The sequence below is a fragment of the Gloeomargarita sp. genome (assembly GCF_053491055.1).
Genome location: NZ_JBRCEP010000064.1, coordinates 1 through 11,918, shown reverse-complemented (window position 1 = coordinate 11,918; position 11,918 = coordinate 1). Strand labels below are relative to the sequence as shown.

Genomic DNA, 11,918 nt, shown 5'->3' with positions numbered 1-11,918 from the left:
GGGTGGTATACTTGGGGGAGTGGCCGCACCCATTTCCTCATGGCTGAACCGCTGCGATTGACCCGGGACGAATTGTTGCAACGTTACAGCGAGGGGGAACGGGATTTTCGGGGGGCCATACTGGGCGATGTGGATTTGAGCAACTGTATTCTCAGCCGCATTGTTCTGGTGAATGCCTTTTTGGAGAAAGCGAACCTGACGGGCACGAATTTTTTGGGGGCGAATTTCCAAGGGGCAATTCTCAACGGGGCGCGGATGTACAACTGCAATTTGAGCGGCGCCAATTTGATCGATGCCCAACTGCGGGGGGCGGACCTGCGGCGGGCCTATCTGCGGGGGGCCAATCTCACGCGGGCGCACCTGAGCGAATGCGACTTGAGCAGCGCCAATCTGGGGGATGCTATTTTGCAAATGGCGCGGTTGCGGGATGCCAATTTGACGGAGGTGCGCTGGCGGGGGGCAGATTTGACCAAAGCAGACCTGCGGGGTGCCAAATTGACGGGTGTGGACCTCAAACAGGTGCTCCTGGACGAGGCGTTGTTGCCTTGAATTGAGGGTGGGGCGACGCCCAAACCATTGGGTTATCATGGGGGCGAACAGGGCCTCACCAACCGCCCAACCCTTCCCCAACGTTTGCCCATAGGACAACATGCCTCTTGACCTATCCGAATGGCTGCGTGTTTGGGCTGCCCATCCTTGGGGGACGGCGGTGCTGGTGAATACGGTGCTGCTGGCTCCGCTGTTGCTCATGCCGCCGACGGTGTTGACCCGCTGGGGGGCGGTGCACGCCTGGCTGTTGGGGGTGGTTCTCTGGGGCAGCCTGGGCTGGCGGGGCTATGGGGTGGTGGTGTTTTATTTCGCGGTCGGCTCGGCAGTGACCAAAGTTGGCTATGCGGTCAAGGCGGCGCGGGGAATTGCCGAAGCGCGGGGCGGGGCACGGGGGCCGGAAAATGTCTGGGGTTCGGCGGCGGTGGGGGCACTTTGTGCACTGGGCATTGCCTGGCTGGGGGAACCTTGGACCTTCCCGTTGCAAATGGGGTTTGTGGGCAGTTTTGCCGCCAAACTCAGCGATACGGTCGCCAGCGAAATTGGCAAAGCCTACGGTCGCCACACCATTCTCCTGACCACCTGGCAGCCCGTTCCCCCTGGCACCGAGGGCGCAGTCAGTTGGGAGGGCACGCTGGCGGGGTTGCTGGGGGGGCTGGGGTTGACCCTGGTGGGCTGGGCCGTGGGCCTGGTACCCGTCATGGGAATTCCCATTTGTGTGGCGGCGTCCGTGCTTGCCAATGCCGTGGAAAGCTGGGTGGGAGCGACCTGGCAGCGGCAGTGGCCCTGGCTCACCAACGAGTGGGTCAATGGCCTCAATACCCTAGTGGGCGCGCTCATCAGCGGCAGTGGTGCGTGGTGGCTCCGTCAGTGGCTCTGATATAGTGAAACCCAGCATCGAGGGGGCAGCACGATGACCATTGCCAGCATCAATCCCTGGGATGGTACAGTTTTACAGACTTTTACCCCGCTGACGGAGGCGGAATTGGCCACCAAACTGGAGCAAGCCGCCGCCGGCTTTGCCACCTATCGCCGGTGGTCCCTGACCCAGCGGGCGGCAGGGTTGCATCGCTTGGCAACCCTACTCCAGACACAACGGGACACCTGGGCGCGCACCATCACCCTGGAAATGGGCAAACCGATTCAGGCGGCGCTGGCGGAAGTGGATAAATGTGCCTGGGTCTGTCGTTACTACGCTGAGCGGGGGGCGGAATGGTTGCAAGACCAACCAGGCCCCCTGGAATATCTCCCCGATGGCAGCGTGGCCCGCACCTGGGTCCGCCGGCAACCCCTGGGGGTGATTTTGGCCGTCATGCCCTGGAATTTCCCGTTCTGGCAGGTGTTTCGCGCCCTGGCCCCGGCATTGATGGCCGGCAACGTCCTGCTTTTGAAACACGCCTCCAACGTTCCCCAATGTGCCCTGGCGATTGAACAGTTGGTCACCCAAGCCGGATTTCCGCCTGGTGTCATGCAAACCCTGCTGATCGAAGCCCAGCGGGTCGCCCCCCTGTTGGCCGACCCCCGCATCCAGGCTGCCACCCTGACAGGCAGTGAAGCCGCAGGCATGGCCTTGGCCGCCGCCGCTGGCCAATCCTTGAAAAAAACCGTGCTGGAACTAGGAGGCAGCGACCCTTTTATCGTTCTCCCCAGCGCCGATGGGGAAGCTGCCCTCCAGACCGCCGTCACTGCCCGGATGCTCAACAACGGCCAGTCCTGCATTGCCGCCAAACGGTTTATCCTCCATGCCGACATTGCCGCCGATTTCATTCCCCGCCTGGTCGCCCGCTTCCAAGCCCTCAAACTGGGCGATCCCCTCGACCCCAGCACCGAACTTGGCCCCTTGGCCACCCCTGCCCTGCGCGCCGAACTCCACCGGCAGGTCACCGACATGGTGCAACAGGGTGCCCAACTGCTCTGTGGCGGCCACATTCCCCCCGGCAACGGCAATTTTTACCCCCCCACCCTCTTGACCAACCTCCCCCCCAGCGCCCGCGCCATCGAATTTTTCGGCCCCGTTGGCCTCATTTACGTCGTCGCCGATCTCGACCAGGCCATCCAGGTCGCCAACGACAGCCCCTTTGGCCTCGGCGCCAGCGCTTGGACCCGCGACCCCCAGGAACAACAGCGGCTGCTTGACGAACTCGAAAGCGGCTGCGTCTTCATCAACGGCATGGTGCGATCCGACCCCCGCTTGCCCTTCGGCGGCATCAAACGGTCCGGCTATGGGCGGGAATTGGCCGAGTGGGGCCTGCTGGAATTTGTCAACCTCAAAACCCTCTGGGTCAAAGAATCCTGAGAGCAACCATTAAAAAATATGACAAAAACCCACCGGCACACCGCAGCTAGGCGCCCATTTGGCTGCGATTTCTCGGTATAAATGCGGTGCAAAGCTGGTATTATTTGCAATCCCGTTACACCGGGGCGAGCGTGTGTGATGATCTGTCAGATTTTTTTGGAAAACTTTACCTGCAAAACCAGAAAGCGATGGTAACCTTAAAGTCACATCCAAACGATTCAAGAAAGGAGGTTAGCGATGCAAGGGAAAACAGTGCATGTTAAGCCGGGAACCCGCAACCACAAGGGTTTTTTTGTGGATGAAGCTCCCTATACGCTGGTGGATATCAATGCCGCAGGCTGGGCGGTCATTTGTGTGGACGACGCCATTTGCCATTTTGTCGATCCCGATGATTTAGAAATGTTTGGGGAAGCCTAAAGCGGTAAAGGGAAACATAGGCTGCATCCTTGGGGTGCAGCCTCTTTGGGGGGCTTTGGTCGCCCAGCCTGCTTCCATCTTCTCTTAGGCCAACTGTTTGATTTCGTTGAGGATTTGGGCAATGACGTCCCGAGCGTTGCCAAAGAGCATGGCCGTGCGGTCTTTGTAAAACAATTCATTTTCCACCCCCGCATACCCCCGGTTCATACTGCGTTTGATCACCACCGTCCGCTGCGCCTTGTCCACTTCCAGAATGGGCATACCGTAAATCGGGCTATTTTTGTCATGGCGGGCCGCCGGATTCACCACATCGTTGGCCCCCACCACCAACACCACATCCGTGCGCTCAAATTCGGGGTTAATGGCCTCCATATCGTAGAGCTGGGTGTAGGGGACATTGGCTTCTGCCAGCAACACGTTCATATGCCCTGGCATCCGCCCTGCCACCGGATGAATGGCATACTTGACCGACACCCCCCGCTGTGTCAAGGCATCAGCCAACTCCCGCAGCACGTGTTGCGCCTGGGCCACCGCCATCCCATACCCCGGCACAATCACCACCGAACGGGCATAGGCCAGTATCATCGCCGTTTCCTCCTCATCCGTGCGGCGAATGGTACCCGTCACAGCTCCCCCTACCGTTGTCCCCTGGGTGGCCGTAAACGCCCCAAACAACACATGGCCCAGGGAGCGGTTCATGGCCTTACACATGATCTGGGTCAAGATCAACCCAGACGCCCCCACCAACGCCCCTGAGACCACCAGCGCATCATTCAGGAGAATAAACCCGGTTGCCGCCGCCGCCAGACCCGAAAACGAATTGAGCAGCGAAATCACCACCGGCATATCCGCCCCGCCAACCGGCAAGACAAACAGCACCCCAAAGACCAGCGACAGCGCCAGCACCGCCGCAAACGCTCCCAGATGCAACGGCGACAGCAACACCACCCCACCTGCTGCCAGGGTTCCCGCCGCCAAACCCACCGTCAGCCAGCGTTGCCCCGGTAACACCACCGGGCTGCCCGTAACCCACCCCTGCAATTTCCCAAACGCCAACAAACTGCCCGTAAAGGTCACCCCGCCAATCAACACCCCCAACAGGGTAGAAATCAAAGCCGCCATAGCAAGGGGCATACCCGCCAAAGTACTGCGCCAAAACTCCCCGGCAGCAATCAGCACCGAAGCCGCCCCCCCTAACCCATTCAACAAACCCACCATCTGGGGCATGGCCGTCATCGCCACCCGGTAGGCCATCACCGCCCCGACGACCGACCCTATGCCCAAACCCAGCAGCACCTGGCCGTAATTCAATACCTGCTGCTGGAGCAAGGTCGCCACAATCGCCAAAGCCATGCCGACTGCCGCCCAGACATTCCCCAACCGCGCCGTCGCCGGAGAACCCAACTTTTTAATACCCACAATAAACAGAGAAATTGCCACCAAATAGGTCAATTCAATCCCTGTAGGCAACCAATCCAGAGCATTCATCGCCTCACTCCTTGCGCGCAATTCATAGGCCCAGAGCTGGGAGGGGATGCGTCATTGAGTACCCTCATTTTTTGAACATTTGCAGCATCCGGTCGGTGACCAAAAAGCCGCCCACCACATTCACCATTGCCAGGGCAACTGCCGTGACCCCTAGCACCTCACTCAGGGTATCTTGGGCCGTGCCAGCCAACAGAATTGCCCCCACCACCGCAATCCCAGAAATGGCATTCGCGCCAGACATCAAAGGGGTGTGCAACGTCGGCGGCACTTTATTAATCACCTCAAAGCCTGCAAACGTCGCCAACACAAACACAAACAACGCCGAAATCAACGCCGGGTTCATCGCTGTAGGTTCACATCGGGGATTGAACGTCACTATGGCACAGGAAATGCCCCCCCTGTCCGGACTACCAGAAATTCTTTGGGATCAAGCCCCCAGGATGCGGGCCTGGTACTCCGTTTCCGTGAGTAACTGCTGCGGTTGCCGGTCTAAAAACAACCGGCCCTGGAGGTGGTCCCATTCGTGTTGCACAATCCGCGCCACAAAGCCTGTAAATTCCTGCGTCACAATGTCCCCCTGCACCGTCACGTACTGCACCTGCACCCAGGGGGCGCGGGCGACCAACCCCCGTTGCTGCGGCACACTCAAACAGCCCTCCCAGCCCCACACCGGCTCTTGCGCCTGGGCGATGATTTCCGGGTTGATCATCACCAAGGGTTCCATCAGCGGCGCCTCCGGATAGCGCGGATTGGGACGGGAAGCCACCACCAGCATTTGCAAAGACACCCCCACTTGGGGCGCGGCCAAACCCACCCCCTGCGCTGCCCGACAGACAGCCACCAAATCCCCAGCCAACTGCTGTATCTGCGGGTCGCTCACCTCCCGTACCGGTTGCGCCGGTTGACGTAGGATGGGATGCCCCGCTTGCAGAATTGTCAGTGTCATATCCCTTAATGATTTTTAACAGTAACAGGGGGGATCACGGTTTATTTTTAATAAAGAGGGGGGAACGCAAGCACGTATCCACGGGTTCCTGTTCACATCATCATAATGGATTCTTAACATGAGTAGTCAATTGGCGTTAGCACTGCGGGAAGGGACGAAAAAGGCCCACACGATGGCAGAAAACGTCGGCTTTGTCCGGTGTTTTCTCAAAGGGGTAGTGGACAAGCAGTCCTACCGTAAATTGGTCGCGAATTTGTATTTCGTCTATGGGGCGTTGGAAGCGGCGATGGCCCAGCATCAGGAGCACCCGGTCGTCGGGCCATTGTATTTCCCAGAGTTGGTGCGGCAACCGGCTTTGGAGCGGGATTTAGCGTTTTACTACGGCCCCCAGTGGCGCGAGGAAATTTCCCTGTCCCCCGCCGGTCAAACCTATGTCCAGCGCATCCACGAGTTAGCTGCCAACCAGCCGGAGTTGTTGGTGGCGCATGCCTACACCCGCTACATGGGGGATTTATCGGGGGGGCAAATTCTGAAAAAAATTGCCCAAAATGCCATGAATTTGGGGGAGGAGGGGGTAGCCTTCTACCGCTTTGAGCAGATTCCTGACGAAAAAGCCTTCAAAGCCCGCTACCGCCAAACTTTGGACGCCTTACCGGTGGATGCGGCGCTGGTGACGGCCATTGTGCAAGAAGCCAATCGCGCCTTCGGTCTGAACATGAGAATGTTCCGCGAGCTGGAGGGGAATCTGATCAAGGCGATTGGCATTGTGCTGTACAACACACTGACGCGGGGGCGGCAAAGGGGCAGCACGGAAACGGAATTAGCGCCTGCTGCCGAGTAGGTTCCCTGGCCTTCCTCGGTGTATGACCCAGCGCACCCTGGCGGAGATCAACGCCAAAATTCAGGCCAAACAGGCGGTGGTCTGGACCGTGGCGGAACTCAAAGCCCGAGTGCAGGCGTGGGGTGTGGGTCGTTGTGCCCGTATGGTGGATGTGATCACCACAGGTACGTTTGAGCCGATGGAGGCTTCAGGGGCGGTGATCAATCTTGGGCAGACGGACCCACCCATTAAACTCAAGCAATGTTGGCTGGATGGGGTGCCTGCCTACACCGGGTTTGGGGCGGTGGATGTGATCGTGGGTGCATCCCAACCGGCAGAGGAGGAGGGGACCGAGCGTGGGGGTGGTCATGTGATTGCCGACCTCATTGCCGGCGAGAGCGTTACCCTGAAAGCTGTGGGGCACAGCACCGACTGTTATCCCCGCGCCCGGCTCGACACTCGGATTCGCAAAGACACCATCAACCAGTTTTATCTGTACAATCCCCGCAACTTGTACCAAAACTTTATTGTCGGGGTCAACGGCGGTGACCGGACGCTCTACACCTATCTGGGGCCGTTGTTGCCCCAATTGGGCAATGCGGTCTATGCCTGTACGGGCGCGTTGTCTCCCCTGTTGAACGACCCGGATTTACGGTGTGTGGGCATTGGCACCAAGATATTTCTGGGGGGCGGCGTGGGCTACATTGCTTGGGAGGGCACGCAGCATTTCCCGTTGCAAAAGCGACTCCCCAACCGCGTGCCCGTTGGGCCAGCCGCGACGGTGGCGTTGATTGGCGATGCCCACCAGATGCAACCCCGCTGGGTGCGTGGTTGTTTTTTCAAACATTACGGCCCTTCGCTGTACCTGGGGGTGGGCGTGCCGTTTCCGGTCTTGGACGAGCAGGTGGTGGCAGCCTGTGCCGTCCGGGATGAGGAGATTGTCGTACCCGTGGTGGACTTTGCCATCCCCCGCCGTGTGCGTCCTAGTTTTGGCCTGGTCACCTATGCCCAGCTCAAATCCGGGCAGATTACCATTAATGGCGTGCAGGTACGCACGGCCCCTTTGGCGAGTATTTCCCGGTCGTTGGAGGTGGCAGAAATTCTCAAATCCTGGATTGAGCAGGGAACCTTTACCCTCACCGAGCCGGTCGCGCCCCTACCCCGCGAACGGACCTTTCTCCCCCAAGATGGCTTGGAGTGACCATATACTAGGAGTGCCCCTCTTGTGGCAGCGGTTATGCAGCCCCTATTGACCATTGGGCACTCGCACCATTCGTTGGACAATTTCATTGCCCTTTTACAGCAACATAAGGTTACGGCGCTGGCCGATGTGCGTCCCCTACCTTACAGCCGTCGCTTTCCCCATTTTTGTCGTGCTGTACTAGAAAAACAGTTACTCCAGGCGGCAATTCACTATGTATTTTTGGGGAAAGAATTGGGCGCTCGTCCCGCCAATCCCAATTGCTATGTGGATGGCAAGGCTGTATATGAATACATTGCCGCTACGCCGAAATTTTCCCAGGGAATTCAGCGGCTTCTCAAGGGTGTGCAAAGCCATCGCATTGCCCTGATGTGTGCCGAAAAAGACCCCATCACCTGTCACCGGGCAATTTTATAGTCATTTCAAACAAGTTTGCGACATTCACCTTTACCTGTAAACCCTGTCCTGGAAGGGGATACAGTGATGACCAGTACCTCAAAGTGTTGCATTTTTTTGTGAAATGACTATAATTTGCCAACACTTAATGCCCTACAATTTAGAAATAGTTCATATTCACGAAGATGGCTCCCTGGAGTATCACAAGGATTTGGAAAGACGTATGTTAAAACTGCACCACTTAGAGGAGAAAGAACCGGGAGGCCAACTCTCTTTATTTGGGAATGACCTCGTGCCACAATTGAGTCTGGAAGAACGGCTACAGGAAGCCTATCGTCGCCAGGGCTTAAAAATTGCCTATGTGGAAAAGGAACAGAGTGAGGATAGTGATGATTAAATTATTTACGATTGGGTTTACCCGCAAATCAGCAGCCCAGTTCTTTGAGGGATTAAAAAAAGCCGGCGTGAAGAAACTAATTGATACGCGGTTAAATAACACCTCACAATTATCGGGATTTGCCCAGCAGGATGACCTAGAGTATTTCCTAAATAAAATTGGACAAATTAAGTATGAATATTATTCGCCTTTACCTGTAAACCCTGTCCGAGAAGGGGACACGGTGATGACCGGCACCGCAACGTGTGGCATTTTCTTGTGAAACAGCTATGAGCGTACTATTGGAGAGGGAAAAGTTCTGGTTTAGACTAGGATTATGGGATTAGTCTTGCACGAACCGGCCTGGGAGCGACAACCCCGGGAACCGCAACGGGCCTACCACATGTTCTGCCGCTACCGGGACTTGGGTGCGCAGCGGCAATTGACATCCCTAGAGGGCGATTACTCGCTCAAGCAATTATCGAAATGGCTCAACCGCTGGCACTGGGTAGAGCGGGCCGCCGCCTGGGACCAATACCTGGCCATGTTATGGCAACGGCATTACCACCAGCAACAGCAACATCAGCAGGATGTGTGGCGGCAACGGCAGGAGCAGTGGCGGGAAACCGAGTGGGAGTATGTGCGCGCCCTCCAGCGCAAGGTCGATGCCATCTTGAGCCTCCCGGTAACCCGCCAACGCACAACCAGGGACGGTAAGACCGTGATCATTGAGCCCCTGCATTGGAGTGTGGGGGATGTCGCCCAGTTGGTGCAGTTGATGAGCGACCTCGGACGCAAAGCTTTGACTACCCCGCCCCCTGCGCTTGCCCCGCTTTTGCCGGTCTTGGCGACTCGCATGTCCCCGAGTGCCTATGGAGAATTGCTGCAGGCACTGCAGGAATTTCAGCAGACTCAGGCCGGGTTGGACTCTTGAGCCGCCAGACAGTGGTCGAGAATATAGCGCTGTTCGACGTTGCGCAGGAAATAACCGCTAACCATCGCCGAGGCCAACAAACGCCCCAGACTTTCGCGGTCCACCGTAATTTGCACGTGGAAGTGCTCCGCGGGCAGATGCCCCAGCAAACCGATAATGTTGCGTTCCATGACCTGCCGGGTTTCCGGGTTGCTGGGACGGGACAGTTGTTCCACTACTTCCGGCGAGAGGGATTGGACGTATTCCCACAGGCGATTGGTTTCTGGTGCGGTGGTTTCAGACATAGGCAATCAACGTCACTGCAATCGAAAACACTCTAAAATCACGCTAACAAAATCCATCGCCTGCTACAGTGGGCAAAACCGAACTCAACGGTTGGGTTCCGCCTGGTCTTTGAAAACGTCCTTGAGGGCGGTGCGGGCGGCCAAATGACTGCGGGTGGAGGCCAAAATTTCCGATTCCCGACGCAGACGACCCGCCGTGGTTTGCATTTCCAACAGAGCTTGTTGTTCCAAGGGAGCACCTTGGAATTTGGTGGCAACCCAATAGGAAAATTCCCGCGGCAAGGTGGGATACTCCTCCGGTAAATCCACCTGCTGGTCGGTGAGTTTGGCGGACAAACGCACCACATCCTGCAACAGTTGTCGCACTTCCATCGCCAGGGCGTCTAGGTCCTCCGTAGGCGGTTCATCCTCGATCCATTCCACCAGCGCCACCCGAAAAGGTTTTTCCCGCCGATACTTGAGCACTTGAAACCGCTGTTGCCCCACCGTGAGAATGAGCATCCGGCCATCCGGCAGCCGTTCATAGCGCACAATTTCCGCGCAACAACCAACCGTCGCCGGTCGCCCCTCCTGCGGATTCCACATCAACACCCCAAAACGTTTATCGGTTTCCAAGACCGAGGCCATCATCATCCGGTAGCGGTACTCAAAAATGTGCAACGGCAACGGCGAGCCGGGAAACAGGACAACCTCCGGCAACGGAAAGACGGGTAATTCACGCAGGCTGGACATGTGTCGCTCCGGTTACGGGGTGTTAAGGCTTCCTTGACTAATCTAGCGCACCCAAGCGGTAAAGTAGAAAGGAGCTGTTCGGGAAATTGTCCTATGCAGTTGACCCATCGCCCACGCCGTTTACGCCGCAACCCTGCAATCCGCCGTCTGGTGCAGGAGCATGTTTTGAGCGTGAATGATTTGATTTATCCCCTCTTTGTCATGGAAGGGGAAGGGGAACCAGTGCCCATTGCCTCGATGCCCGGATGTTTTCGTTACCCCTTGGACCGGTTGCAATTAGAAGTCAAAACTATTGCGGAATTGGGTATTCCGGGGATTGCCCTATTCCCTGTGATTCCTGAACATAAAAAAGACCCTCAAGGCAGCGAAAGTTTCAATCCCGAAGGACTGGTCCAACGCACCGTTAGAGCCATTAAATCCTTAGTTCCTGATGTATTAATTTTCACGGATGTGGCCCTTGATCCGTTTACGACACACGGCCATGATGGGTTGGTGGATGAGCAAGGGCGCATTTTGAATGATGAAACGGTGGATGTTTTGGTGAAAATGGCGGTTTCCCAAGCGCAGGCGGGGGCGGATTTTGTCGCGCCATCGGATATGATGGATGGACGGGTGGGGGCAATTCGGGCGGCTTTGGATGCGGCAGGTTACACCGAGGTCGGAATTCTCGCCTATTCTGCAAAATATGCGTCGGCCTATTATGGTCCTTTTCGGGATGCTTTAGATTCAGCACCGAAATTTGGGGACAAAAAAACCTACCAAATGGACCCGGCCAACAGCCGCGAAGCCCTCAAAGAAGTGGACCTCGATATACAAGAGGGGGCAGATATTGTCATGGTTAAACCGGCATTGGCCTACCTGGATGTCATCTATCAGGTGAAAATGCGCACGGACGTACCGGTGGCTGCCTACAATGTGTCGGGAGAATATGCAATGGTGAAAGCGGCAGCACAAAACGGCTGGATTGATGAAAAAAAAGTTGTTTTGGAAACGTTAACGGCGATGAAACGGGCTGGAGCAGATATGATCTTGACCTACCATGCGCTGGATGTCGCTCGTTGGCTACGGGATAGCGAGACATAATTCTGGGGAGCATAGGCCATGACCTTATCTGCCCCTATGGGGTACACCCCCTGAAGAATGCCAACACCCTCTTTAGATTGGCGGCAAAAAATCATGGCTGCATACAAGCGGGAGGCACATTGATCCGGGAGGCAGCCAAGCGGTTTATAGCGAAGGGTTGTGTTTAGAAGTGTTGAGTCTTAAAATTTTGCGGGTTTGTACGCACACGGGCATCGAGCCGAACGATACAAAGCATTGTCATTGAGGCGCCACATTCCCATTTATAGTCATTTCGGTTTAGAATGCGACACTAACTTGTGCAATAATTACGAATGATTTCATCAATGGTGGTGCCAGGAGGAGCATACATCCACAATCTTTTTAATGCGCTAAAGTCATGCTCAATAGCATTGAGGTCTG

The 11,918-nt window shown here is 56.6% G+C and carries 13 protein-coding genes and 3 pseudogenes; 10 read left to right on the top strand and 6 right to left on the bottom strand.

The window, feature by feature from the left end:
- Positions 1-39 precede the first annotated feature (39 nt).
- The 4 genes from ACWISF_RS06960 (at position 40) to ACWISF_RS06945 (ending at position 3,259) form a co-directional block, all read left to right on the top strand.
- Entirely contained in the window at positions 40-549 is a 510-nt protein-coding gene (locus tag ACWISF_RS06960; protein WP_448380859.1) for a pentapeptide repeat-containing protein, read from the top strand.
- Positions 550-649: 100 nt separating this feature from the next.
- The gene (locus ACWISF_RS06955; RefSeq protein WP_448380858.1) at positions 650-1,426 is read left to right on the top strand and encodes a TIGR00297 family protein; all 777 of its coding nucleotides are present in this window, start codon (positions 650-652) and stop codon (positions 1,424-1,426) included.
- Between the two features lie 33 nt (positions 1,427-1,459).
- Positions 1,460-2,842, top strand: a complete 1,383-nt coding sequence (locus tag ACWISF_RS06950) for an NAD-dependent succinate-semialdehyde dehydrogenase (protein WP_448380857.1) — start codon at positions 1,460-1,462, stop codon at positions 2,840-2,842.
- Between the two features lie 237 nt (positions 2,843-3,079).
- Positions 3,080-3,259, top strand: a complete 180-nt coding sequence (locus tag ACWISF_RS06945) for a hypothetical protein (protein ID WP_448380856.1) — start codon at positions 3,080-3,082, stop codon at positions 3,257-3,259.
- Between the two features lie 84 nt (positions 3,260-3,343).
- On the opposite strand, the gene ACWISF_RS06940 is transcribed toward ACWISF_RS06945, so the two are convergent.
- The 3 genes from ACWISF_RS06940 to def all read right to left on the bottom strand — a co-directional run bounded on the left by ACWISF_RS06940 (position 3,344) and on the right by def (position 5,693).
- Entirely contained in the window at positions 3,344-4,747 is a 1,404-nt protein-coding gene (locus ACWISF_RS06940; RefSeq protein WP_448380855.1) for an NAD(P)(+) transhydrogenase (Re/Si-specific) subunit beta, read from the bottom strand.
- Positions 4,748-4,811: 64 nt separating this feature from the next.
- A complete protein-coding gene (locus ACWISF_RS06935; RefSeq protein WP_448380854.1) occupies positions 4,812-5,090 on the bottom strand; it encodes an NAD(P) transhydrogenase subunit alpha in 279 nt (92 codons plus the stop codon).
- A gap of 84 nt (positions 5,091-5,174) precedes the next feature.
- Complete coding sequence (gene def / locus ACWISF_RS06930) at positions 5,175-5,693, bottom strand: peptide deformylase (protein WP_448380853.1); 519 nt, start codon at positions 5,691-5,693, stop codon at positions 5,175-5,177.
- Positions 5,694-5,811: 118 nt separating this feature from the next.
- Here def and ACWISF_RS06925 point away from each other — a divergent pair, with 118 nt between their 5' ends.
- From ACWISF_RS06925 to ACWISF_RS06905, 5 genes and pseudogenes are all read left to right on the top strand, one after another.
- Positions 5,812-6,534, top strand: a complete 723-nt coding sequence (locus ACWISF_RS06925; RefSeq protein WP_448380852.1) for a biliverdin-producing heme oxygenase — start codon at positions 5,812-5,814, stop codon at positions 6,532-6,534.
- Between the two features lie 22 nt (positions 6,535-6,556).
- Positions 6,557-7,714, top strand: coding sequence for a homocysteine biosynthesis protein (locus ACWISF_RS06920; RefSeq protein ID WP_448380851.1), 1,158 nt, complete (start codon positions 6,557-6,559; stop codon positions 7,712-7,714).
- A 36-nt stretch (positions 7,715-7,750) separates the two neighbouring features.
- A pseudogene (locus ACWISF_RS06915) lies at positions 7,751-8,128 on the top strand (DUF488 domain-containing protein); the annotation flags it as partial.
- 371 nt (positions 8,129-8,499) lie between these two features.
- Positions 8,500-8,682, top strand: a pseudogene (locus ACWISF_RS06910) (DUF488 family protein); the annotation flags it as partial.
- A gap of 141 nt (positions 8,683-8,823) precedes the next feature.
- Entirely contained in the window at positions 8,824-9,420 is a 597-nt protein-coding gene (locus ACWISF_RS06905; RefSeq protein WP_448380850.1) for a hypothetical protein, read from the top strand.
- Here ACWISF_RS06905 and ACWISF_RS06900 read toward each other — a convergent pair.
- Complete coding sequence (locus ACWISF_RS06900; RefSeq protein WP_448380849.1) at positions 9,399-9,704, bottom strand: DUF760 domain-containing protein; 306 nt, start codon at positions 9,702-9,704, stop codon at positions 9,399-9,401. The two genes, ACWISF_RS06905 and ACWISF_RS06900, sit on opposite strands and share 22 nt — an antisense overlap.
- An 84-nt stretch (positions 9,705-9,788) precedes the next feature.
- Positions 9,789-10,436 carry an LON peptidase substrate-binding domain-containing protein gene (locus tag ACWISF_RS06895; RefSeq protein ID WP_448380848.1) on the bottom strand — a complete coding sequence of 216 codons (648 nt, stop codon included), beginning with the start codon at positions 10,434-10,436 and terminating at the stop codon, positions 9,789-9,791.
- Positions 10,437-10,529: 93 nt separating this feature from the next.
- On the opposite strand from ACWISF_RS06895, the gene hemB reads away from it, so the two are divergent.
- Entirely contained in the window at positions 10,530-11,519 is a 990-nt protein-coding gene (hemB, locus tag ACWISF_RS06890) for a porphobilinogen synthase (RefSeq protein ID WP_448380847.1), read from the top strand.
- Between the two features lie 289 nt (positions 11,520-11,808).
- Here the strand turns inward: hemB and ACWISF_RS06885 are convergent.
- Positions 11,809-11,918 (bottom strand): annotated as a pseudogene (locus ACWISF_RS06885) (IS630 family transposase); the annotation flags it as partial.